This window comes from Pseudomonas cremoricolorata (assembly GCF_000759535.1).
Lineage (GTDB): Bacteria > Pseudomonadota > Gammaproteobacteria > Pseudomonadales > Pseudomonadaceae > Aquipseudomonas > Aquipseudomonas cremoricolorata_A.
In genome coordinates this window covers 3,362,352-3,386,894 of sequence record NZ_CP009455.1, presented here as the reverse complement: position 1 = coordinate 3,386,894, position 24,543 = coordinate 3,362,352, and the positions used below count along the sequence as shown (strand labels likewise).

General features: G+C 58.2%; 22 protein-coding genes and 1 tRNA gene. 16 read left to right on the top strand and 7 right to left on the bottom strand.

Going from position 1 to position 24,543, the window contains the following annotated elements:
• Positions 1 to 30: 30 nt before the first annotated feature.
• The 15 genes from tssK to LK03_RS15430 all read left to right on the top strand — a co-directional run bounded on the left by tssK (position 31) and on the right by LK03_RS15430 (position 18,273).
• Entirely contained in the window at positions 31 to 1,368 is a 1,338-nt protein-coding gene (gene tssK / locus LK03_RS15490; RefSeq protein WP_038413258.1) for a type VI secretion system baseplate subunit TssK, read from the top strand.
• Between the two features lie 55 nt (positions 1,369 to 1,423).
• Positions 1,424 to 2,206 (top strand): type IVB secretion system protein IcmH/DotU, encoded by a 783-nt coding sequence (icmH, locus tag LK03_RS15485; protein ID WP_240478670.1) that lies wholly within the window; start codon positions 1,424 to 1,426, stop codon positions 2,204 to 2,206.
• A 132-nt stretch (positions 2,207 to 2,338) separates the two neighbouring features.
• A complete protein-coding gene (locus LK03_RS15480; protein ID WP_038413256.1) occupies positions 2,339 to 2,854 on the top strand; it encodes an Hcp family type VI secretion system effector in 516 nt (171 codons plus the stop codon).
• Positions 2,855 to 3,062: 208 nt separating this feature from the next.
• Positions 3,063 to 6,053, top strand: a complete 2,991-nt coding sequence (locus tag LK03_RS15475; protein ID WP_038413254.1) for a T6SS effector BTH_I2691 family protein — start codon at positions 3,063 to 3,065, stop codon at positions 6,051 to 6,053.
• Positions 6,054 to 6,055: 2 nt separating this feature from the next.
• On the top strand, positions 6,056 to 6,949 hold the full coding sequence (locus LK03_RS22020) for a DUF6708 domain-containing protein (protein ID WP_081951614.1): 894 nt from the start codon (positions 6,056 to 6,058) through the stop codon (positions 6,947 to 6,949).
• Complete coding sequence (locus LK03_RS22215) at positions 6,946 to 7,251, top strand: hypothetical protein (protein ID WP_156109543.1); 306 nt, start codon at positions 6,946 to 6,948, stop codon at positions 7,249 to 7,251. The genes LK03_RS22020 and LK03_RS22215 overlap by 4 nt, the downstream gene beginning before the upstream one ends.
• A gap of 2 nt (positions 7,252 to 7,253) precedes the next feature.
• The gene (locus LK03_RS15465) at positions 7,254 to 8,147 is read left to right on the top strand and encodes a DUF6708 domain-containing protein (protein WP_038413252.1); all 894 of its coding nucleotides are present in this window, start codon (positions 7,254 to 7,256) and stop codon (positions 8,145 to 8,147) included.
• Positions 8,144 to 8,698, top strand: coding sequence for a PAAR domain-containing protein (locus LK03_RS22015; protein ID WP_081951613.1), 555 nt, complete (start codon positions 8,144 to 8,146; stop codon positions 8,696 to 8,698). Before LK03_RS15465 ends, LK03_RS22015 begins: the two co-directional genes overlap by 4 nt.
• Positions 8,699 to 9,592, top strand: coding sequence for a DUF6708 domain-containing protein (locus tag LK03_RS15460; protein ID WP_049870506.1), 894 nt, complete (start codon positions 8,699 to 8,701; stop codon positions 9,590 to 9,592). It abuts the gene before it with no gap.
• On the top strand, positions 9,589 to 9,846 hold the full coding sequence (locus tag LK03_RS22010; RefSeq protein WP_038413250.1) for a PAAR domain-containing protein: 258 nt from the start codon (positions 9,589 to 9,591) through the stop codon (positions 9,844 to 9,846). Before LK03_RS15460 ends, LK03_RS22010 begins: the two co-directional genes overlap by 4 nt.
• A 21-nt stretch (positions 9,847 to 9,867) precedes the next feature.
• Positions 9,868 to 12,036: a type VI secretion system Vgr family protein gene (locus LK03_RS15450; RefSeq protein ID WP_038413248.1), complete on the top strand. Its 2,169-nt coding sequence runs from the start codon at positions 9,868 to 9,870 to the stop codon at positions 12,034 to 12,036.
• The gene (locus LK03_RS15445; protein WP_049870505.1) at positions 12,033 to 12,959 is read left to right on the top strand and encodes a DUF4123 domain-containing protein; all 927 of its coding nucleotides are present in this window, start codon (positions 12,033 to 12,035) and stop codon (positions 12,957 to 12,959) included. The genes LK03_RS15450 and LK03_RS15445 overlap by 4 nt, the downstream gene beginning before the upstream one ends.
• Entirely contained in the window at positions 12,952 to 15,942 is a 2,991-nt protein-coding gene (locus tag LK03_RS15440) for a T6SS effector BTH_I2691 family protein (RefSeq protein WP_038413247.1), read from the top strand. Before LK03_RS15445 ends, LK03_RS15440 begins: the two co-directional genes overlap by 8 nt.
• A gap of 2 nt (positions 15,943 to 15,944) precedes the next feature.
• On the top strand, positions 15,945 to 16,817 hold the full coding sequence (locus LK03_RS15435) for a DUF6708 domain-containing protein (protein ID WP_038413246.1): 873 nt from the start codon (positions 15,945 to 15,947) through the stop codon (positions 16,815 to 16,817).
• A 751-nt stretch (positions 16,818 to 17,568) separates the two neighbouring features.
• Positions 17,569 to 18,273 (top strand): DUF6708 domain-containing protein, encoded by a 705-nt coding sequence (locus tag LK03_RS15430; RefSeq protein ID WP_430962048.1) that lies wholly within the window; start codon positions 17,569 to 17,571, stop codon positions 18,271 to 18,273.
• 205 nt (positions 18,274 to 18,478) lie between these two features.
• On the opposite strand, the gene LK03_RS15425 is transcribed toward LK03_RS15430, so the two are convergent.
• The 6 genes from LK03_RS15425 to LK03_RS15400 all read right to left on the bottom strand — a co-directional run bounded on the left by LK03_RS15425 (position 18,479) and on the right by LK03_RS15400 (position 22,740).
• Positions 18,479 to 18,554, bottom strand: a tRNA-Gly gene (locus tag LK03_RS15425).
• Positions 18,555 to 18,618: 64 nt separating this feature from the next.
• On the bottom strand, positions 18,619 to 19,179 hold the full coding sequence (pgsA, locus tag LK03_RS15420) for a CDP-diacylglycerol--glycerol-3-phosphate 3-phosphatidyltransferase (protein WP_028696043.1): 561 nt from the start codon (positions 19,177 to 19,179) through the stop codon (positions 18,619 to 18,621).
• A 33-nt stretch (positions 19,180 to 19,212) separates the two neighbouring features.
• Positions 19,213 to 21,036, bottom strand: coding sequence for an excinuclease ABC subunit UvrC (uvrC, locus tag LK03_RS15415; RefSeq protein ID WP_038413242.1), 1,824 nt, complete (start codon positions 21,034 to 21,036; stop codon positions 19,213 to 19,215).
• 23 nt (positions 21,037 to 21,059) lie between these two features.
• A complete protein-coding gene (gacA, locus tag LK03_RS15410; RefSeq protein ID WP_038413241.1) occupies positions 21,060 to 21,698 on the bottom strand; it encodes a response regulator transcription factor GacA in 639 nt (212 codons plus the stop codon).
• Between the two features lie 103 nt (positions 21,699 to 21,801).
• Positions 21,802 to 22,119 (bottom strand): helix-turn-helix domain-containing protein, encoded by a 318-nt coding sequence (locus LK03_RS15405; protein WP_033727737.1) that lies wholly within the window; start codon positions 22,117 to 22,119, stop codon positions 21,802 to 21,804.
• A 159-nt stretch (positions 22,120 to 22,278) separates the two neighbouring features.
• Positions 22,279 to 22,740, bottom strand: coding sequence for a GNAT family N-acetyltransferase (locus LK03_RS15400; protein WP_081951612.1), 462 nt, complete (start codon positions 22,738 to 22,740; stop codon positions 22,279 to 22,281).
• A 223-nt stretch (positions 22,741 to 22,963) separates the two neighbouring features.
• On the opposite strand from LK03_RS15400, the gene LK03_RS15395 reads away from it, so the two are divergent.
• Positions 22,964 to 23,743 (top strand): TSUP family transporter, encoded by a 780-nt coding sequence (locus LK03_RS15395; RefSeq protein WP_038413240.1) that lies wholly within the window; start codon positions 22,964 to 22,966, stop codon positions 23,741 to 23,743.
• Here the strand turns inward: LK03_RS15395 and nudC are convergent.
• Entirely contained in the window at positions 23,711 to 24,541 is an 831-nt protein-coding gene (nudC, locus tag LK03_RS15390; protein WP_038413239.1) for an NAD(+) diphosphatase, read from the bottom strand. The two genes, LK03_RS15395 and nudC, sit on opposite strands and share 33 nt — an antisense overlap.
• Between the last annotated feature and the right edge of the window lie 2 nt (positions 24,542 to 24,543).

Sequence of the window (24,543 nt, the reverse complement as noted above, 5' to 3'; positions counted from 1 at the left end):
TCTCGTTACTTACCCTGACATGGAACGCTCATGAGCTCTCGTAACCCTGTTCTCTGGCCTGAAGGCCTGTTCGTCAAACCGCAGCATTTCCAGCATGCCTTCAGGTCTGGCGAGGCCGCACTTCATCAACGCCTCGCCAGCCTCAATGCCGCCTTCTATGGCTTCAGCGAACTGCAGTTGAACGACGAATACCTGAGCCTCGGCAAGATTGCCATCACTCGCGCGCGAGGCATCATGCCCGATGGTACGGTGTTCGACATTCCCGCTGACCTGCCCCCTCCACCGCCGCTGGAAATTCACGACGACGATTCAAAGGACAGCGCGGTGTACTTGTGCCTGCCATTGCGCACCGAGGGCGGCCGTGAGGTGAGCTGGCCCGACGATGCGGCCAATCTCCGTTACCGCGCCGAGACACAAGAGATCAAAGACACCCACAGTGCCGACGGTGACCTGGTAAAGATCGACCTGGCCGTGCCCAACCTGCAACTCAAACGCTCCGCCCAGAACAGTAGTGCCTACACCCATCTGGTCCTGACACGCATCCTTGAACGTCGTCCCGACGGCAGCCTGCGATTGGACGAAGCGTTTTATCCTGCCAGCGTGTCGGTGCGGGCAGTGCCGGCCTTGCAGCGTTTTCTCGAGGAAATCACCAACACCCTGCGCGAGCGGGCGCGCAACCTCGCCGCACGCATCGGGGCTGGCGGTCAGTCAGGCATCGCCGATATCCGCGACTTCAACCTGTTGCAAGCCATGAATCGCTGGTGGCCTTGTTTCCTGCATCTGTCCAGGCAAGCCCAGATCCATCCAGAACAGCTTTACCTGTGCATGAGCCAGGCCTGCGGTGAGCTTGTGACATTCACCGATGAAACCCGATTGCCGCAGCAATACCCCGCCTATCTGCACACGGCGCTGTACGAGTCATTCAAACCCCTTCAGGACACCCTGCGCAGAGCGCTGAGCACGGTCCTGCAACCACGTGCCGTATCGCTGCCCCTGCAGGCGCTGGAGTATGGGGTGCTGACCAGCACGCTGGAAGACCGGCGTCTGATCGACGAAGCGGAGTTCATCCTCGCCGTACGCGCGCACTTGCCTGCGCACACCTTGCGCCAGATGTTCGTGCAGAAAGCCAAGATCACCTCCCTGGAATCGCTGAACGAACTGGTGCCACTGCAACTGCCGGGCATCGCTCTGGTGCCCTTGCCGGTCGCCCCCCGCGACCTGCCTTTCCACGCGGGCTTCAGCTATTTCGAACTGAACCGGCGTGATCCGTCGTGGGCATGCATGAAGTCGGCCAATGGCTTCGGTATCCACATCGCTGGGGACTTCCCCGGGCTTGAGCTGCAGTTCTGGGCCATTAGGAGTGAATGAAATGGAAGCCTGCAACGGTGCGCAGACACCCTTGGAAACAGCTCAAGCCACGGAAATGCAATGGGGCACGCCAGACCTTACCGGCTCAGACCCGAAATCACCCCGCGAACCTGTCGATGAAGGCTACCCCGCCGATCCGCAGTTCCAGCTGAGAGGCATTCACGCCAACAAGATGCTGGATGCCGCATTACCCCTGCTAGGGCTGGTGATGCGCCTGCGCACCCTCGACTCTCTGCCGAACATCAGCGCCGTACACCAGCAGGTGATCGGGCAGATCAACAACATCCGCGAAGAGATGCGCCAGCAAGGCTACGACCCTGCTCAACTGGTGGCGTACTCGTACGTTCAGTGCCTGCACATCGATGAGGCCGTGATGGAGCGCCCCTGGGGCAGAAGCAGCTGTTGGAGCCAGAGACCTCTGCTGAGCATCTTTCACGACGAAACTTGGGGCGGGGAGAAGGTCTTCACAGTGCTCAGCCGACTGATGCAAGAGCCTGAGCGCTTCCAGGACGTACTGGAGTTCACCTACTTCGCTTTGTGTCTGGGCCTGAAGGGCAAGTACGCCATCGCCCCGAAGGGTGAAGAAACCCTCAACAGCCTGATTCACCAACTCCACGGGATCATCCGCGAGCGTCGCGGGCCTACCCTGCAAGAGGTCGGTGCGCCCTATGCCAACGTTGCCCCACGCAACTTTCGCATGCATCGACGATGGCCTTGGTGGAGCCCGTTGGCTATCTGCGCACTGGTCATGGCACTGGCCTACGGCCTCTACAGCCACCGTCTGAACCAGATCACCACCGAGGTGCTGGGTTCGCTCAACGGCATCTTGCTGCAGTAAGTCGACGGACGCCGGCACCACTGACTTCAACCGACTAGCGAGGCCATCGCCTCGTTGACAAGCCCATCGCTCCCGATGGCCACGCCACCCCCGGTGCGCGTGCTTATCCACATGGACGCAGGAGAGACTGCCATGCCAACACCCGCTTACATCAAGATCACCGGCACCACCCAAGGCAACATCACCCAAGGTGCTTTCACCGCCGACTCCGTGGGCAATATCTATCAGGAAGGCCACGAGGACCAAATCCTGGTGCACCAAATCAAGCACCGCATCAGCGTCCCGACTGACCCTCACAACGGTCAGCCATCAGGCCAGCGCGTGCACGGACCGCTGATTTTCACATGTGCGTTGAACAAGGCGGTACCTCTGCTCTACAGCGCCCTCTCGACCGGCGAGGTGCTCACCGAAGTGGAACTCAGTTGGTACCGGACCTCGGTCGAAGGCATTCAAGAGCATTTTTTCACGACCAAGCTCACTGATGCAGTGATCGTCGATATGGATCTGGAAATGCCGCATATCCAGGACGAAGCAAACAAACCATTCACGCAGTTCCTCAGGGTCTCGTTGGCCTATCGGGGAATCGAGTGGGAGCACCTCATCGCAAGCACGGCAGGCGCGGACGACTGGCGCAAACCGAAGGAGTGAGTTTGATCTAGCAACGTTCGGACCGGATGGGTCATGCCTGTCTGGTCCGTCCTGAACGTTAGCCGGCGACGAGGAGCGCTCATGCCTGCCCACTCTGAACTTCCCTTGCAACTTCCGACCTCAGACTGGCTAAGCCCAGTCCGGTCTGCGTTGACCTCAAACCTGCCCGCGAGCACAGCTGGCGTTGGAACACGGTCGGGATGCGCCCATGACTGACGCTAACGTAAGCAGCGCAACCTCAAAACGCGCCTGCAGCGTGCGCGTACCGATTCTTCCGGTGCGCTACGCCATCGTTCCACGCAACAGCGATGCCCCCGCAGTGCGCTACGCCGAGGCCGGTTTTGCGCTCGAACAACAGTTTCCATCCCTGAAGCATTCCGCCTACACCCTGCGTGCCCTTCGTCCTGGCTACATCTACGTGTTCATGACGGGCACAGAGGGTAGCAAGCTGATCGTCCACGAGTACGACGGTGAAGGCAACTACAGGGAGTTGCGCTACCGCGGCCTGGAAAACTACGACCAGCGCAGCAGCTATCTGCCCGGCCTTGCCATGGGCTGGGTGTGGGCCGAAACAGATAAGGACATCGCCAGCGAGGTGTGGATCGGCTACAGCCCACACCTGTGGACCAACGCCGTCACCGCGCGCATTACCACATCGCTGACGCTGCGCAAACGGCACCTGCGCCAGTTGAACATCGCCGAGCTGATCGACGGCACCCCGGATCACTCCCGCCAGCCTCACGTCCTGCCGGTCAGCGCCCTGCAGCGCTGGGTGGAAGACTTCAAACCCGCCGATCAACGTATGCCATTGAGCTGGAGCAGCCATGCGCCAGCCGATACGTTGCACATCGGCAACCTTATGGGCATGGCCAAGGCCTACCCGTCGACCCGCCCTAAAGTCCCGGCCGTGGTGGTGCTGGCCGATGCCGAAGGCCTGGCAATGGACCTGAGCCTGTCAGCATCAGCCTTCCAGCATCAACTGCGCGACCTGATGCCCAGCGAGCAGTTGGAACACACCGCGCCTGCGCGCAGTGCCGAGAACGACCAGGTGCCGATGTGCTATCGGCAGGATGTGGAGCGCATCAGCCAAAAGAGCCAGGATTTTCACCATCGAAACCTGATCGCCCTGCTGCTCAACAAAACCTTGGAGAGCCTCTACCCAGCCGAGTCGCCACCCCCACAACTGGCAGGCTTCAGGCTCAAGCCGACCCACGACAACCCGATGCATTCGCTCGCCGCAGCGCGCTACCGCGCCCTCACCGATGAAGACTATTCACCCGATGGCGCACGCCTCGGGCTGCGCATCGACACGGCCAAGTACCTGGCGTATCTCGATGAGCGCGACGCACTGGAAGCGCAGTTAGCGGCCCTGCGCACACGGGCCCTGGAAGCCAGTCGTGACCACGACCTGTGGCTGGCTACCGCCGAGCCCCGCTACATCGACAACCCATACAGCCTGGCAGCCGCGCTGGCCAGCTACGACCGCGACAACCAGCGCTCGGCCCTGGGCCTGGAAATCACCTTGTCGCTGATGATCCTGCCAATGAGCCAACCCGCCATCGGCACCGAAGAGCAGGACAGCCGCTTCAAGCGGCTCGAGCAATGGCTCGACCAACACGACAGCCCGCTGTACACCGCCGTCGCGCCGTTTAACCCATTCAAGGACAAGGCCGATGCAGTGGGAAGCCTGCTGGGCGCGACCGACAGCCTGCTCGCAGGCCTGGCCGGACGTTTCCCTGCCCATGCCGGAGTCACCGATCTCACCGCACAAGCAGTCAATACCGTGATGTCCAAGCGCCTCAAGGGCAAGACGCGCTGGGACAAAAGCCAGGGATTGAAAAATCGCGTGCTGGCCGCTGCTGCCGAAGCCAACTCCGAAAAAATCATGGGGTTGCTGGCTGCGCGCTATCGCATCACCGATCAGGCAATCAAAGCGGATGCCTTCAGTCAGGAAGTGGAGGAATTCCTGAAAAAGGGCATGACCGAGGTTGAAGAGCTGAAACAGGTGCGGGTAACGGGAAGCAGGGAGGTCGCCGTGGAAACTACCACGACGACACGGGTGAAGCCCAAGTTCATTGCACTGCTGACCTCAGGCGCGGGCAGCGCGCTGAATGCAGGAATGTTGTGGTTCAACTTAATCTCTTTGAACGTTGCATACAAAAACTTGCAGAACGATCGTTCGTTGGAGACAGGCACGGGGTTTGCTGCATCGATCTTCGGCGTAATCGGCGCGACAGCGGCAGCGCTAGTGAGTGCGCGTGCTGCGCACAAACTGGTGGCACTGAAGTTTAGAGCGACAGCACCGGGCATGGCGTTTGGTAATGGAATTGTTAAGTTCTTGGGAAGCAACCTTTTTGCGCGGATTACAGGATATCCGGCAACTGCATTTGGCCTGGTTTCAGACATCTTTAAAGGATCACGCCAGCTTGATAATGGAGACCATACCGCGGGTTCTTATACTATCGCCGGTGCATTCACCACTGCTGCAGGCTCAATCATCACTCTGGAAGCGGCGTTGGCGATAGCAGGACCTACAGCTTTCATCCCTTTTGCCGGATTGGCTGCAGGTGCCTTAGTCCTGGTAGGCGCAGCGGTGATTATCGGAGGCATGTATTTTCACGCGAAAGCAAGTGAACGCCTTCATAGCCCATTAGAATTCTGGGCTGCGCGCAGTATATTTGGCAGCGGCCAAAATGATGGTGAAATTCGCGCCGGTATCGTTCTGGATAACAATCAGAGGCTACCTAGGTTTTTGTCGTTGCAAACTGAAGTCACAGCATGGCAGTCCGAGACATATAGACCAAGACTAATTACAGCACAGGAAGCTCTAAGTCTTGGAGTGTCCGGTATCGACACTCAATGGCATGAAGACACTGATTGGCAGTACAGAGTTCTCGAAATCATAACCACCACCGGGACCGCAAAGTCCAACTCAAAGGTCGAACTTGCTGTACTGCTACCGGGATTCACTGTCGGGATAAGTCAGTGGTCAGTAATAAAGGCTAGAGCACATGACCGCTACGAACTAGATATTTCGTCCGTACACCCTAAAGCGTACAGCGTGAATGCCGGCCTGATACTTCACTTTGAAAGCATTACATCCAACTTCCAGCACGTCTCATTGCGCATCAATTATGCAATCAATGAAGGGATGATTGAAGACATTGAAATCACTACAACTCTCCGTCTCGAGCGATAACCATGACCACCCTCTGGATATTTAACTCAAATCAACGGTGCAACACGAAACCGGTCATAAAAGGACAGGTTTCACACATGTCGAAACATGCTTTATTTCTTCGTAATCCTTGGGTGATCGACTCTGTTTTCATGGGAAAGATTTACTGCGCCATGCTGATTGCAACTCTGATCACAACATACCCATTTGTCTTTTCACTGAGAAACTGGAGCGAGCCTCGATTTGATGCTGTTTTCATGTCTTTGATGATATTAGGCCCCAGTATCTTTTTACCGTTTATTTTATATAGAATCCGGTACATCAAAGGCCTCTCCACCGTCTGCTTCAACCGCTCCACTCGAAAAATCTACTACAAGCGCTTCCGCAAACTATTTATCTTCGACTGGGACAAAACCGCCGGCGGCCTTATGCAACGCACCGAGTTCGGCGGCTCATCCTTCAGTACCATGTATTCGCTCGCCTTCGCCCCCTATCGCGAAGACGGCACCCTCCATCAGAAAGACTGCCTCTGGATCGACAGCAACGAACCCACCGAATCCGATGTGCAATACGTCGCCGAGGTCTGGGAATACCTGCGTCAGTTCATGGACCACGGCCCGGACAACCTTCCCCCGCCCGGTCCCGCCAATTGGTGGCATAAACCCCTTCACGCCATCTGCCTGACCCCGGCCGAAGCCTGGCGCCATTACGCGCCCTGGCGCACCGGCGAGCCTGGCGAAATGCAGGGCAAAAAGAACTGGCAACTGCCGTTCTGGGCGGTGCTGTTTCCCTACAACCTCACCGTCGCCATCTGCTGGTACGGGGTCTGCAAGCTGTTCAATGTCAAAGCCGCGCCGCCGCCGCCAGAAGCGCTTGAAGAACTGTCTACCCCAAAAAAAGGCGGCAGAATGAAATGAGCGCCTGGGCCTACTCGGTACATCCCAACAAGTTGGCATCGTTTGCCAGATGCTCAAACCAGAATGCATCGCGCTATGCAGCCCGGGCGGATGTAGCCCAATCACCGCCGCAACCAGTTAATCGCTTGAGGAAGGTCGCACTCACCAAGCCTGTAAATTATCTGGTTGGCGTCGAAATGATTCTTCATTTTTTCGCCACAGCATCGAATCAAAGAGATGCCTTCCTTGGCCTTAGATACCAGATGAATCAGGGCTTTTCCCAAGAAACCGAAATCACATCAGACTTCCGTCTTGAGCGATAGATATGTCAACCGTATGGATGTTCAAATCAGATTCTAGCTACACAAAGACACCAGCGATAAATGGGCAGGCATCGAGCATAACCCACCTCAACTTGAGCCTCCACAACCCCTGGGTTACCGACTCAGTTTTCATGGCAAAACTATATTGCGCAATGATCATGACCACAATGACAGGACTATACCCTTTCATCTTCGCAGGCGAAAACTGGACCCCACAACGATTTGATTTATTCCTAATAATTGGAATGACTTTGGGGCCATTCATCTTCCTTCCGTTTTTAATGTATAGGATATGGCTGATCAAAGGCCTCTCCACCGTCTGCTTCAACCGCTCCATTCGAAAAATCTACTACAAGCGCTTCCGCAAACTATTCATCTTCGACTGGGACAATACCGCCGGCGGCCTCATGCAACGCACTGAGTTCGGCGGCTCATCCTTCAGTACCATGTACTCACTCGCCTTCGCCCCCTACCGCGAAGACGGCACCCTGCACCAAAAAGACGCCCTCTGGATCGACAGCAACGAACCCACCGAATCCGATGTGCAATACGTCGCCGAAGTCTGGGAATACCTACGTCAGTTCATGGACCACGGCCCGGATAACCTCCCTCCACCGGGCCCAGCCAACTGGTGGCACAAACCCCTTCATGCGATCTGCCTGACTCCGGCTGAAGCCTGGCGCCATTACGCGCCCTGGCGCACCGGCGAGTCTGGAGAAATGCAGGGCAAGAAGAACTGGCAACTGCCGTTCTGGGCGGTGCTGTTTCCCTACAACCTCACCGTCGCCATCTGCTGGTACGGGGTCTGCAAGCTGTTCAACGTCAAAGCCGCGCCGCCGCCGCCAGAAGCACTTGAGCCGGTAGCTCCCGAGCGCACCGGGGGCTCGCGTCCATGAAACCCATCGTACTGGTCGGTCATGCGCACAGCTGTCCAATTCTCGGCGTAGGCACCGTCGAGACAGGTGACAGCGCCACTCTAGTAGATGGCAAGCCTGGCGCACGCGCAGGCGACCGCATCAGTTGTACGGTATGGGATATTGAGCACTACAAGCCTCGGCTACTGTCGACATTACAGGTAATGGAACTAAGCATAGTACAGGCCAAGAGACATGACCTGTCGCCTACCATCCACGCTCCTTTAACCTCAATCATATACCACCCACCTATAGCCGCTTCGGCCTTAGTTGAACTTTCCATTCTGCTGCCGGGATTTGTACTGGGCACTAGCCAGTGGTTCGGGGGATTTGACTATAGCCCTGAACTTGACAAGCCCGGCGGCGTAGCAAACCCACCAAACAGTTACATCACAGACGCAGGCCTTGCCCTGCACTTTCGACATCTATCCTCCAACGCCACACAAGTTCGCCTGACCATTTCTTACAAGCCTAACCATGGCATTGATGAAATGGATACGCTTTCTCAAACCTTTCGACTGGAGAGCATTTAATTGTCAGTAATTTGGCTATTTCGCCCCAACGGAAATTATCCTTTCAACGCTACCATCAACGGGCAAATTTCGCGCAGCTCCGAAACCACAATACAACTACGCAACCCAGTTACTGCCGATTGTGTATTGATGGGGAAAATGCACTGCGTATTTTCACTAACACTAACCATTACTCTTTTGATGACTTCAACTCCCGAAGAAATCTTAAATGAGATATTTTACGAGCCATCGTTGACCGCTCTTATATTTCTCATGCCATTTATCCCTCTTCCCGTCCTAGCCTATGAGATCTGGATCATTAGATCTTTATCAAGTATTTGCTTCAACCGCTCCACCCAAAAAATCTATTACCAACGTTTCAGCCAAGTCCTGATCTTCGAATGGAAAAACACCGCTGGCGGCCTATTCAAGCGTAGGGAATTCGGCGGCTCATCCTTCAGCACCTCTTACGCCCTTGCCTTCGCCCCCTACCGAGAAGACGGCACCCTCCACGAAAAAGACGCCCTCTGGATCGACAGCAACGAACCCACCGAATCCGACATTCAATACGTCGCCGAAGTCTGGGAATACCTGCGTCAGTTCATGGACCACGGCCCGGACAACCTTCCCCCGCCCGGTCCCGCCAATTGGTGGCATAAACCCCTTCACGCCATCTGCCTAACCCCGGCCGAAGCCTGGCGCCATTACGCGCCCTGGCGCACCGGCGAGCCTGGCGAAATGCAGGGCAAAAAGAACTGGCAACTGCCGTTCTGGGCGGTGCTGTTTCCTTACAACCTCATCGTCGCCATCTGCTGGTACGGGGTCTGCAAGCTGTTCAACGTCAGGGCCGCGCCGCCTCCGCCAGAGGCGCTTGAGTCGATAGCGCTCGAACGCACGGAGGGCTCTCGCCCATGAAACCCATCGTATTGGTCGGTCATGCGCACAGCTGTCCGCTTCACGGCCAAGGTGCCGTCGAGACAGGCTCAAGCGCCACGCTGGTTGATGACAGGCCCGTTGCACGCGCAGGCGACCGCATCAGTTGTGGTGCCGTGATCGAAACCGGCGCCGCCTGCACCATCATCGAAGGTCGACCGGTTGCTCGAGAGGGCGATAGAACGAGCCATGGCGGCACATTGGTAGAAGGAGACTCAGGTTGGCTCGTGGACTAACGAAAGGAGAAGGGATCGCTCATGACTAGACAATCCGACCTGCGTTACAGCTTTCAGCCGTTGCAGGGTAACGCTCACTTCGAAGTGGTGTCGTTCGACCTTCATGAGGCGATCAGCACACCCTTTCAATTGCAGTTGAAGCTGATCAGCTTCGACAACGACATCGACTTTGCGCAACTGCTCGATAAACCTGCGTTGTTTACGATCTTGGATGGCGCTCGACCGTTGCGCTATGTACATGGTCTGGTAAGCCAGCTCAGCCAGGGCGAGAGCGGCTTTCATCGAACGTATTACCATGCGCTGATCGAGCCGCAGCTGGCCCGTGCCGAGCTACGCTCGAACTGGCGCATCTTCCAGCACAAGACGGTCGTGCAGATTCTGGAACTGATGCTGCAACGCCAAGGCATCAGCCACTATGAAGTGCGCGCCAGCATGCCCCACCAAAGCCGTGAGTTCTGTGTGCAGGCCGGCGAAACAGACCTTGCCTTCATCGCGCGTCTGGCTGCCGAGGAAGGTTTCGTCTACCGCTTCGCGCACACCGCCACGCAGCACACGCTGATCGTCACCGATCGCCTGCAATCGCTGGGGCTGATCAGCCTGGGCGCCATCAAACGCCCAGGTGAAGAGCAGGACGCGTTCGACCAGGACCCTGAGTTCGATCCGAACAGCGTGCTGTATCACGCCAACAGGGGTGGCGATCAGGCTCAACCCTGCCTGCATCGCCTGCACTACAGCGAACAGGTGCGCACCGCTCGCCAGGTGCAACGCGACTACACCTTCACCCACCCGGCTTATCGTCAGGAGCACAACGCCGCAGGACACGGCCTGGAGCATCAGTCCAGCGACTACGAGCGCTTCGATTATCCTGGCCGCTACAAACGTGATGCTGTCGGTAAACCTTTTACCGAACACCGCATCACCGCCCTGCGTCATGACGTACGTATCGCGCAGGTGCAAGGGGATGACGTTCGCCTGCAACCGGGCCTGAGCTTCAACCTCACGGGCCACCCGCGACAGGATCTCAACGCCCACTGGCGTGTGGACAGGGTTAGCCACGAAGGCAGTCAACTCACCAGCTTGGAGGAAGAGGCCGCAGGCCTCGATCGCAGCACGCGCTATGCGCAGAGCGCACACCTGGTGCCCGGCAGAATCGAGTGGCGCCCTGCTCCACTGCCCAGGCCGCGAGTCGACGGGCCGCACATGGCCACCGTGGTCGGTCCGCCTGGTGAAGAGATCTATTGCGATGAGTGGGGCCGGGTCAAGGTCAGCTTTCCATGGGACCGCGAGAGCCGCGACAACGAGTTCAGCTCTTGCTGGATACGGGTGTCACAGGGTTGGGCTGGTGGTGGCTGGGGAGCGATGGCCATTCCGCGTATAGGTCAGGACGTGATCATCCACTACGTCAACGGCGATCCCGACCAACCCATGATCACCGGGCGAACCTATTGCGGCAATCAGCTACCGCCCTATGACCTGCCCGAGCACAAGACCCGCATGACCATCAAGAGCCAGACCCACAAAGGGCCTGGATTCAATGAGCTGCGCTTCGACGATGAGCTGGGCCGCCAGGAAGTGTTCATCCATGCCGAGCGGGACCAGAACAATGTCGTCAAGCATGATGAAACCACCCAGGTCGGCCATGACCGCACCGAGGAAGTGGGCAACGACGAGTCCATCACCATCGGCAACGACCGCGACAAGATTGTTGGCAACGACGAACGCATCACCATCAGGCACGACGCCTTTGTCGATATAGAGCGAAATCAGACGATCAACATCGGCAAGGATCGCATCGAGTCGATTGGCAATCATCGCCATGACAGCATCACCGCCAATCACCACAGCCGCGTCGGTGGCAACTTGCAACAGCAGGTGGAAGGTTACGCCGAGCTCAACGCCAAAGCCGAGATCCGCAGACAGACGCGCCACTACGAGTTGCGTTGCGGCGAATCCTTCACTGTCCATGGGCCTGGCGGCTCGATCCGCATAGACGAAGCGGGCATTACTCTGGACGGCCCAACGATTCGCATTAACGGGCAACTGCTCAAGTCAGCCAGCGGTTCGGCCAACTCACTGGCCATCACCAGCGCGCCTACCTCAGGCAAGCTTGTCGATCCGCAGTGCGGACTGCGCGCCGACGGTACGTGTCCGTTGTCCGACTGTCGTTGCATCAAGAGGGCGAAGAAATGACCCCACACCCTCTGCAACACCACTGCGCGCTAGGCCTCGCAAACGAATGCCGGTATCTGCTGCTGATGACCGAAACACTGGAATACCTGGCCTATCGACCGACCACCCTGGTGGACGGCGAATGGAAGCTCGCCTACGTGCCCAGCGTGCTCGATCTGGCCAAGGATGTGAGCAGCGACTTCTGGCATGCATGGCCATGGAAACGCAGCGTGCTGGATGAGCAGCATGACTTTGGCCCGGTGCTGATCGATACCGCGCGCGCGCCCGAGCTGCGTGCTCATGCGTTCAACACCTGGATGCCGATCAACGGTGCGATCGCGCTGGACGCTGAGGTCGAGCTTGACGTGTTGAACGAGCACCTCACCAGCCTGGTACAGATCACCCTCGCCGATCAGAGCGATGGCATCCATCACCTGAATCCCAACCACCTCAGCGCCTGGCTGGATGCGCTGGATGAAACCAATCGAGATCGCTGGCTGGGGCCGATTTCTCGGCTGGTGTGGCGCACCAACTGGGGACCTGCGCACCAGTGGCACTCGCTGCAACGAGCGCCTACGACAGCTCGCGTGCTGAACGACCCTGCCTGGCACCTGAGTGCGCAGGAGCAGCAGCGTTTGGACGAGCGCTTGCACGAGCACTTCGTGTTGACCTTGATCCACGACATTCTGGCCGCGCCACACCCTGCAGAGGATGAACTCACCGCAGTGCGTCGGTGGGTCGAGGAACTGTTACCCCAGCTCAAGGCACTCAACTTCCACAGCGAGGAAACCGCGGGTTCATTCATCCGCCTCGCTGCACAGCACCAGTGGTTGCTCAGCGATAAACGGGCGGCAGAGATCTTCACCAACGTCAAAGAAGCCCCGGAAAGCCGTCTGTACCAGTTGCAGGAATTGGTCGACAGCCGGGAGATCCGCCATGACTGACGCCCGCGTAAGCAGCACAACCTCCAAACGCGCCTGCAGCGTGCGCGTGCCGATTCTTCCGGTGCGCTACGCCATCGTTCCACGCAGCGGCGATGCCCCTACAGTGCGCTACGCCGAGGCCGGTTTTGCGCTCGAACAACAGTTTCCATCCCTGAAGCATTCCGCCTACACCCTGCGTGCCCTTCGTCCTGGCTACATCTACGTGTTCATGACGGGCACAGAGGGTAGCAAGCTGATCGTCCACGAGTACGACGGTGAAGGCAACTACAGGGAGTTGCGCTACCGCGGCTTGGAAAGCTACGACCAGCGCAGCAGCTATCTGCCCGGCCTTGCCATGGGCTGGGTGTGGGCCGAAACAGATAAGGACATCGCCAACGAGGTGTGGATCGGCTACAGCCCACACTTGTGGACCAACGCCGTCACCGCGCGCATTACCGCATCGCTGACGCTGCGCAAACGGCACCTGCGCCAGTTGAACATCGCCGAGCTGATCGACGGCACCCCGGATCACTCCCGCCAGCCTCACGTCCTGCCGGTCAGCGCCCTGCAGCGCTGGGTGGAAGACTTCAAACCCGCCGATCAACGCATGCCGCTGAGCTGGAGCAGCCATGCACCGGCCGACACCTTGCATATCGGCAACCTCATGGGCATGGCCAAGGCCTATCCGTCGACCCGCCCGAAAGTCCCGGCCGTGGTGGTGCTGGCCGATGCAGAAGGCCTGGCGCTGGACCTGAGCCTGTCAGCATCAGCCTTTCAGCATCAGCTGCGCGACCTGATGCCCAGCGAGCAGCTGGAACACACCGCGCCTGCGCGCAGTGCCGAGAACGACCAGGTGCCGATGTGCTATCGGCAGGATGTGGAGCGCATCAGCCAGAAGAGCCAGGATTTTCACCATCGAAACCTCATCGCCTTGTTGCTCAACAAAACCTTGGAGAGCCTCTACCCAGCCGAGTCGCCACCCCCGCAGTTGGCAGGCTCCAGGCTCAAGCCGACCCACGACAACCCGATGCATTCGCTCGCCGCAGCGCGCTACCGCGCCCTCACCGATGAAGACTATTCACCCGATGGCGCACGCCTCGGGCTGCGCATCGACACGGCCAAGTACCTGGCGTATCTCGATGAGCGCGACGCACTGGAAGCGCAGTTAGCGGCCCTGCGCACACGGGCCCTGGAAGCCAGTCGTGACCACGACCTGTGGCTTGCCACCGCCGAGCCCCGCTACATCGACAACCCATACAGCCTGGCAGCCGCGCTGGCCAGCTACGACCGCGACAACCAGCGCTCGGCCCTGGGCCTGGAAATCACCTTGTCGCTGATGATCCTGCCAATGAGCCAACCCGCCATCGGCACCGAAGAGCAGGACAGCCGCTTCAAGCGGCTCGAGCAATGGCTCGACCAACACGACAGCCCGCTGTACACCGCCGTCGCGCCGTTCAACCCATTCAAGGACAAGGCCGATGCCGTGGGAAGCCTGCTGGGCGCGACCGACAGCCTGCTCGCAGGCCTGGCCGGACGTTTCCCTGCCCATGCCGGAGTCACCGATCTCACCGCACAAGCAGTCAATACCGTGATGTCCAAGCGCCTCAAGGGCAAGACGCGCTGGGACAAAAGCCAGGGATTGAAAAATCGCGTGCTGGCCGCTGCTGCCGAAGCCAACTCCGAAAAAATCATGGGGCTGCTGGCTGCGCGCTATCGCATCACCGATCAGGCCATCAAAGCCGATGCCTTCAGTCAGGAAGTTGAGGAATTCCTGAAAAAGGGCATGGCCGAGGTTGAAGAGCTGAAACAGGTGCGGGTAACGGGAAGTAGGGAGGTCGCCGTGGAAACTACCACGACGACACGGGTGAAGCCCAAGTTCATTGCGCTGCTGACCTCAGGCGCGGGTAGCGCACTGAATGCAGGAATGTTGTGGTTCAACTTAATTTCTTTGAACGTTGCATACAAAAACTTGCAGAACGATCGTTCGTTGGAGACAGGCACGGGGTTTGCTGCATCGATCTTCGGCGTAATCGGCGCGACAGCGGCAGCGCTAGTGAGTGCGCGTGCTGCGCACAAACTGGTGGCACTGAAGTTTAGAGCGACAGCACCGGGCATGGCGTTTGGTAATGGAATTATAAAGTTTTTGGGAAGCAAGCTGTTTGCGCGACTGACCGGGTATTCAGCGATTGGATTAGGAATAGCGTCTGATCTCTCAAAAGCTCAAAGACAGTACGATAACGGTGACTCAATTTCTACCGCTTATACCCTAGCAGCCAGCTTCACAACAGCTGCAGGTTCAATAATCACGCTTGAGGCGGCCCTTGCGATCGCAGGACCTACGGTAGTAGTGCCGTTTGCCGGATTAGCTGCTGCGGCAATAGTACTCGTAGGCGCGGCACTGATAATCGGCGGAATGTATTTTTACGCAAAAGCAGATGAGCGTCGCCATAGTCCTATTGAACTGTGGGTTGCACGAAGCGTATTCGGAAATCGCCAAAACGATGGAGAGTTCCGCACTGGTATCACCTTAGACAAACAGCTCAAGCTTCCCAATTTTTCGTCGCTACAAGCCGAGGTTCTTGCTTGGCACTGCGAAACCTATCGGCCAAGGTTACTATCAGCTAAGGACACCCGCAGTCTCGGCCTCCCACATCTAGATACTAAGTGGCATGATAGTTCCAACTGGACCGAAGAGAAACCAGGCTCAATAGTTTCGTATTATAAATTCGAACCCAACTCTACGGTTGAACTTTCAATACTACTCCCAGGATTCATTTCCGGAACCAGTGAGTGGTCAAACGTACCAGACCAGAAATCAAATCCTGACGAATTGGATTTCATGCTCAGCAAACCTTCGACGTATTTGGTTCGCGCAGGACTGGTTCTTAGTTTTGTCGCGATAGCATCAAATCAAAAAAAAGCCTCTCTTAGCATAAGCTACAGCGCCAATCAAGGACTGGCCGAAGAAGAGATTATAACTTCGAAATTTCGACTGGAACGCTAAACATGGCTACTCTATGGATGTTCAATTCGCATTCAGACCCAGGAAGAAAACCGGCAATAAACGGACAGATTTCAACCGTAACCGGTGACACCTTACTACTTCACAACCCATGGGTAATCGACTCGGTTTTCATGGCCAAGCTTTACTGCGCCATGTTCCTGTGTGCATCCACTTTTACTTACCCCTTTCTACTAGCAACCGAAAACTGGAGATTCAATCTTATTGATTTGTCAGTATTGATTGCGATGGGAGCATTTCCTTTTTTATTTGTTCCTTTCCTCTTCTATCGGATATGGTTCATCAAAGGCCTCTCCACCGTCTGCTTTAACCGCTCCACTCGAAAAATCTACTACAAACGCTTCCGCAAACTCTTCGTCTTCGACTGGGACAACACAGCCGGAGGGCTTATGCAACGCACCGAATTCGGTGGCTCATCCTTCAGCACCTCCTATGCCCTCGCCTTCGCCCCCTACCGCGAAGACGGCACTCTCCACCAAAAGGACGCTCTCTGGATCGACAGCAACGAACCCACCGAATCCGATGTGCAATACGTCGCCGAAGTCTGGGAATACCTGCGCCAATTCATGGACCACGGCCCGGACAACCTCCCTCCACCCGGCCCCGCCAACTGGTGGCACAAACCTCTTCACGCGATCTGCCTGACCCCGGCCGAAGCCTGGCGCCATTACGCACCCTGGCGCACCGGCGAGCCTGGCGAAATGCAGGGTAAAAAGAATTGGCAACTGCCGTTCTGGGCGGTGCTGTTTCCCTACAACATTACCGTCGCGATCTGCTGGTACGGGATCTGCAAACTGTTCAACGTCAGGGCCGCACCATTGCCGCCGGAAGCGATTAGGGAGGGTCGTCCCGACTAAGCGGAGAAAGCTGTACATGAATATTGGTCTTTTGTAGGCATATCACCGCGAGTTGAAGCGGCGAGGCATCAATAGGAAAGCCCGAGCACCCCGTGTCAGGGCTAACTCCTATCAAGCCCAAAGGATGCCGGTGACTCGCTACGGCGTTACCCGTCGTGCCATCAAAGCTGATGCTTTCAGTCGGAAATGGAGAAATACATGACCCCCCCTGAGCAGCATGAATCATCGTTCCCGCATCAGGCGCCGCTTACGTGGAGCATGTATTTTCCTGAGTAAACTTACCCAAACACCCTAGCGGTCAGGTTGTATTTACCCGGATAGCTTCAGGGAATAAGCGAATGGTCAGGCGAATTGAGGATCGTGCGCGGCTACAAAAGAATTTAGGCCACTACCGTAAAGCCTGATACGCACTTGGCAAGCGGAGGCCTGATAGTAATTTTTCAATATAAAAAACTAACCATGATCATGCCTTACTGATCATACACCACCAATCAAGAATGACCTGAGAACCAAACAACTAAAATTAATTTTCGGATTGAGCGTTTTTATGGCAGTGGCTTGGATACTGAACACCAACAGAAAAACTAATTACAAACCTTCCACCAACGGACAACTACTAGACATATCTCGACATGTGCTCCAGATGCGCAACCCAATAATCACAGATTCGGTGTTCCAAGGGAAAATCTATTGCGCAATGACACTGACAGCAATGACCGGAATTTACTAAAACTTTCTGTCTGGAAAATTTTTGGAAAACTTCCTATACGCACCCTTGGTGGTTTCACTACTCATTTTTATGCCCTTCATGTTCCTGCCATTTTTACTCTACAGAGTCTTGCTTATCAAACGCCTTTCCAGCTTCTGCCTTAACCGCTCCACCCAAAAAATCTATTACCAACGTTTCAGCCAAGTCCTAATCTTCGACTGGAAAAACACCGCCGGTGGTCTCTTCAAACGCAGAGAGTTCGGTGGCTCATCCTTCAGCACCTCCTACGCCCTCGCCTTCGCCCCCTACCGAGAAGACGGCACCCTCCACGAAAAAGACGCCCTCTGGATCGACAGCAACGAACCCACCGAATCCGATGTGCAATACGTCGCCGAAGTCTGGGAATACCTACGTCAGTTCATGGACCACGGCCCGGACAACCTACCTCCACCCGGCCCTGCCAACTGGTGGCACAAACCCCTTCACGCGATCTGCCTGACCCCGGCCGAAGCCTGGCGCCATTACGCGCCCTGGCGCACCGGCGAGCCTGGCGAAATGCAAGGCAAAAAGAATTGGCAACTGCCGTTCTGGGCGGTGCTGTTTCCCTACAACCTTACCGTCGCCATCTGCTGGTACGGGGTCTGCAAGCTGTTCAACGTCAGGGCCGCGCCCCCGCCGGCTGAGGCACTTCAGGAAGGGGCTGTTCAGCCAGACGGTCGTGAGGGTAAAGGCGGTCGGCGCAGCTGACAGATTTCAGGCTCTTGCGCGGTTTTTGATACACCGCGCAAGCCAAGGGTGAAACGCACCGTGCTGCGCAGCCGGAGCGATGTTGCGCGATCAGGAGCGTTGCGTAAGGAATGGAAGGCGTTCAAGCGAGCGGAAACGAAAAAAGACGCCGAAGCGTCTTTTTTCGATGACGTACAGACTTCGATGAAATCTGTAGTCCTGTAAATGGAGCGGGAAACGAGACTCGAACTCGCGACCCCGACCTTGGCAAGGTCGTGCTCTACCAACTGAGCTATTCCCGCGTCGTGATAGGTTGCCATTCTAGCGATCTCGCTGCTGACGTCAACCCCTTGATTCAAAAAACCTTTATTTGGATTCGCTGCCTTCACGCAGGTGCGGCCAGGCGGCGACGAGGTAGTGCACCATCGACCACAGGGTCAAGGCCGCAGACACCAGCAGCAAGCCATAGCCGAGTACGACCCAGACGCTGAGCACCGGTGGATTACCCAGCAGGATGACCAGCGCCAGCATCTGCGCTGCGGTCTTCCACTTACCGAGGTTGGAGACCGCGACGTGGGCGCGCGCACCGATTTCCGCCATCCACTCGCGCAGCGCAGAAACGACGATTTCGCGGCAGATGATGATCGCAGCCGGCAAGGTCAGCCAGAAATTGGCGTGGACCTGCACCAGCAATACCAGCGCCACCGCCACCATCAGCTTGTCGGCCACCGGGTCGAGAAACGCGCCGAATGGCGTGCTCTGTTGCAGGCGGCGCGCCAGGTAACCGTCGAGCCAGTCGGTTGCCGCGGCAATGGCGAACACCGTACTCGCTGCGCTGTAGCTCCAGTGATAGGGCATATAGAACAGCAGGATGAAGATCGGGATGAGCAGAACCCGGAGAACGGTGAGCAGGTTTGGAATATTCATCGGTACGACTGGCTGCGAGTTGAACCCGGCATTCTACTCGCTATGCAGGCTGGCATAAATCGACTCGGCGAGCTTTTTACTGATGCCCGGCGCTTTGGCAATTTCCTCGACGCTGGCGCGGTTGAGCTCTTGCAGGCCGCCGAAGTGCTTGAGCAGTTCTCGGCGGCGCTTTGGCCCCACGCCCACAACGTCTTCCAGGCTCGAGGTGCGTCTGGCCTTGCCACGCCGCGCGCGGTGGCCGGTGATGGCAAAACGGTGGGCTTCGTCGCGAATCTGCTGAATCAAGTGCAGCGCCGGCGAGTCGCCTTTGAGCGTGAACTCGTGGGCAGCGTCGTTCAGATAGAGCGTTTCGAAACCAGCCTTGCGGGTGACGCCCTTGGCTACGCCGAGCAAGGTCAGGTCGCCGAATGCCAGCTCCTGCATGACCTCACGGGCCATGTTCAACTGCCCCTTGCCACCGTCGACCAGCAACACATCAGGCAACTTGCCCTCACCGTCCTTGATTCGCGAGAAGCGTCGAGTCAGGGCCTGCTGCATGGCGGCGTAGTCGTCGCCGGCGGTCACGCCTTCGATATTGAAGCGTCGGTAGTCGGACTTGATCGGCCCTTCGGGACCGAACACCACGCACGACGCCACGGTGGCCTCGCCGCTGGAGTGACTGATGTCGTAGCACTCCAGGCGTTGCGGCACTTCATCGAGATCGAGCACTTGGGCCAAGGCTTCGAAGCGCGCGGCCATGTGCTGTCGGTTGGCCAGGCGCGCATTGAGCGCCAGCTCGGCGTTGGTCACCGCCATCTGCTGCCAGCGCGCGCGGGTGCCACGCACTCGATGACTGATCGCCAGCTCGCGCCCGCGCAGGCTGTCGATGGCCTCGATAAGGGTTGGGAAGTCCTCATGCACGACATTGACGATCAGCTCGTTGGGCAACTCACGCTCTGGATTGCCGACATAGTACTGGGCGAGAAACGCCTGCATGACCTCGGTTACGTCTTCCTCGATACCCACCTGCGGGAAGACGTTCTTGCTGCCCAGCACTCGCCCGCCGCGCACGCTGATCAGATGCAAGCAGGCGCCGCCCGGGTTGACGAAGGCGGCGATCACGTCGACGTCACTGGAACCGCCTTCGATGTGCTGTTGATCCTGGACACGGCGCAAGAGACCGATCTGGTCGCGCAGCTCGGCAGCCTTCTCGAAATTCAGGCTCATGGCCGCGCGCTCCATTTCCGCGTTCAGCTCATTGCCAAGCTGCTGGCTGCGCCCCTCCAGGAACATCACCGAGTGGCGCACGTCTTCGGCATACTCCTCCTGGCTGACCAGCCCGGTGCAGGGACCCTTGCAGCGTTTGATCTGGTACTGCAGGCACGGACGGGTGCGGTTGGCGTAATAGCTGTCTTCGCATTGGCGTACGGAAAAAGTCTTCTGCAGCACGCTCAGGCTTTCACGTATCGCCCCAGCGCTTGGATAGGGGCCGAAGTATCGACCCTTGGCTTTTTTCGCACCCCGATGAATGCCCAAACGCGGAAAAGGCCCGTCAGACAGGAACACGTAGGGGTAGGACTTGTCGTCACGCAGCAGGATGTTGTACGGCGGGCGCCACTGCTTGATCAGGTTCTGCTCCAGCAGCAGCGCCTCGGTTTCGTTGCTGGTGACGGTGGTTTCGACCTGTGCGATACGCGCGACCAGGGCCGAGGTTTTCGGCGCCAGACCGCTCTTGCGGAAATAGCTGGCCAGGCGTTTCTTGAGGTTTTTCGCCTTGCCCACGTAGAGCAGGCGCGACTCGGCGTCGAACATACGGTACACGCCCGGACGACCACTGCAGGTCGCCAGGAACGCGCTGGCATCGAAGGTGTGAGGCATCAGGGTACTTCGCAAGCGGGCGGCTAAAGGCTGGCGTCGACCATTCCGTGGCGGACGGCGAGTAATGTGAGTTCGACGTCACTGGTGACCGAAAGTTTTTCGAAGATGCGGTAGCGGTAGGTATTCACCGTCTTGGGTGACAGGCACAGTTTGTCAGAGATGATCTGCACCTTCTGGCAACCGACGATCATCAAGGCGATCTGGATTTCCCGCTCCGACAGACTGTCGAACGGCGATGCCTGGGGCTGGAAGGATTTGAGCGCCAGTTGCTGGGCAATCTGCGGGCTGATGTAGCGCTGTCCGGCGAAGGCCAGGCGAATTGCCTGCACCATTTCGTCGAGCGCAGCGCCCTTGGTCAGGTAGCCTGCGGCGCCGGCTTGCAGCAAGCGCGTGGGAAAAGGATCCTCTTCGCACACAGTGACCGCCACGACCTTGATATCGGGATGGCTGCGCAGCAGCTTGCGGGTGGCTTCAAGGCCTCCAATGCCAGGCATCTTGACATCCATCAGCACGACATCGGGCTTCAGCTCGCGGGCATGCTTGAGGGCCGACTCGCCGGAATCTGCCTCACCCACCACCTCCAAGCCCTCTATATCGCTGAGCATGCGGGTGATACCTGTGCGTACCAGATCGTGATCGTCGACCACCAGGACCCTAATCAAGCAGATACCTCGTCATTGGGGCGATGTTGGATGGCGCCACCTTATCAAAATTTTTCAACGCCAGCCTAACGCTACGCGCCACAGAGGTTGCTGACGTGCTGCGCTAACCGGCCAGGCGGCTCAGTACATGCCACAGCGCCGCTCGGTCGGCCTCGGGCAGCCGGCGAAATGCTGCAAGCAGGCGGTCTTCGTCGCCGCTGAGGCTATCGAGCGGCAGCGGCGTCGGCAAGCCGGTGAGCACATACAGCGGATCCACGCCCTTGGCCGCGACCGCAGCCAGATAATCCAGGCGGGGTGTGCGATCACCGTTTTCATATTTGCCCTGGGCGTTGGGCTCAACGCCGCCGATATCCCCAAACACGCGCTGGGTGAGGCCCAAACGCTCACGCTCCTGGCGCAGGCGCATGCCGAATCCTTTCATCTGGCTTCCTTCCTGTAAGCATTATCAAACAAGGATGTATCCCACATCCGCAGATGAAATCACTCCTGCAATCACGGCACTATGCCGATTGCCTCAAGGGCAGGCAAGCCTGAACTGGTGTGCGTCTGGCGCAGTGCGACACATGCCGAGCGACGCCCCTCATTGGCTTGGGCCGAGCGTGCGTTGCATGCGCACGAAACAGCCGTCACTGCCCACCTCGATGAAGCCGGCGCGCTGATAGAGACGCCGCGCCGGGTTGCTGCTGAACACCATCAGGCGCAGCAACGGCAGATGACGCTGCACCGCCCATAGCGCCAGTTGCTCCAGCACCCAGCCACCGACACCCTGCCCGCGGTAATCGGGCAGCAGGTGCAGCTCACGAATGAACAGTGCCTGGCGATCCTGGCTGAGGCTGCAATAGCCCAGTCGCTCGTTGCCCGCCATGATTCGCCATTGCTCACGCCACCCCCATGCTTCGTCAAACGCTGCCTCGACCCAGCGCAGGCTGAATTGCTGGTAGTAGCTGAGCATGGCGCGCCGGGTCAGATCGCGGGCGAAAGGTAGGTCGTCGCTGCAGGCTGGCTCCAGCCTCCAGGCCGGCGCAGCGACGTCAGCGTGCATTGGGAAAACCGTTCGACGATGGCGATCGTCGCCGTAACCTGTTTTGCATCGGATCATCCCTGTAGTTGCCGCTTAACTTGCAGCCTAGATTGCCAACCGGGTCGGGTCACCTGCGCAGCCATCCGAGGCGCAGCCCCCAGCACTGGATACCCCGTGCCAGACCCTTTACCATGTTGCGTTTTGCGCGACCTTTTGTCGCGCTCTGCCTTGCAAGATACTGCCAATGCCTTTCGAACTGTCCGTAGAACCGCTCACCCTGCTGATCCTGGCGCTGGTCGCCTTCGTCGCCGGTTTCATCGACGCCATCGCCGGTGGCGGCGGACTGCTCACCACGCCGGCCCTGCTCACCGCCGGCATGCCCCCACACCTGGTGCTGGGGACCAACAAGCTGAGTTCGACCTTCGGTTCTGCAACCGCCAGCTTCACCTACTATCGACGCAAGCTGTTCCACCCCGTGCAATGGCGCCGGGCGTTGATCGGAACACTTTTCGGTGCCCTGTTGGGCGCAGTGGTGGCGCATTACCTGCCGGCCGAATGGCTGAACAAGATGCTGCCGGTGGTGGTATTCGCATGCGGCATCTACCTGCTGTTCGGCGGCACGCCCAAGGCCCCGCTGGATGCCGATGTGCCGATCAAGAAGACCTGGCAAGTACCACAGGGCTTCACCCTCGGTTTCTACGACGGCGTCGCCGGGCCAGGCACCGGCGCATTCTGGACCGTCAGTACCCTCTTGCTGTACCCCATCGACCTGGTGCGGGCCAGCGGCGTGGCTCGAACCATGAACTTCGTCAGCAACGTCGCGGCCCTGACCGTGTTCATGATTTCCGGTCAGGTCGATTACCTGGTCGGGCTGGCCATGGGCATGTCGGTCATGGTCGGTGCCTTTTTCGGTGCCCGTACTGCGATCAAGGGTGGCAACAAGTTCATCCGCCCGGTGTTCATCGCCGTGGTACTGGCCCTGACCGTACGCTTAGCCTGGCAGCACTGGTTCGGCCAGGCCTAAGCGCCGCGCCACGTAGAGGTCGATCAGGTAGCGGGCGATCGAACGCGGCGCTGGCAGCGGTGGCAGTTCATGCACGCTGAACCAGCGCGCGTCCTCGATTTCATCAGGCTGCATGACGATCTCGCCACCGGCATATTCGGCGTGAAAGCCCAGCATCATCGAGTGCGGGAATGGCCAGCACTGGCTGCCCACATACTCAATGTTGCGCACCTCTACCGCCACCTCCTCACGCACCTCGCGCACCAGGCACTGCTCGGCCGACTCACCGGGCTCGGCAAAGCCGGCCAGCGTGCTGTAGACGCCAGTGACGAAACGCGGCGAGCGTGCCAGAAGGATCTCGTCACCGCGGGTCACCAGCACGATCATACTCGGTGAAATCCGCGGGTAGTTACGCAGGTCGCAGGCCGCGCAGTGCATCGCCCGCTCCCAGCGCACCTGCTTCATGGCCTGCCCACAGCTACCACAGAAGCGATGCTCACGGGCCCAGGTGCCGATCTGCGCAGCATAGGCCAGCACCGTATAACGCAGAAAATCCCCTTCCAGCATGAACTGGCGCAGGCCTCGCCAGCTGTAGCCAGGCAACTGCACGGCGCTGCGCAACTCATACAGAAACACCGGCTGCCCGTCCAGGTAGCCGATGCCATGCTCTGCCAGCACCTCGAAGCTTTGCCGGACCAGCCACTGGCGCGGGAACAGCACCCCGTGCGCATCGGCCAGAAAGCCCTCTGGGCTACGGGCGACGGCAAGGCCACCCGGGGTGTTCGGATCAATTACTGCTGTGGTCCAGCGTGCTGTCATAG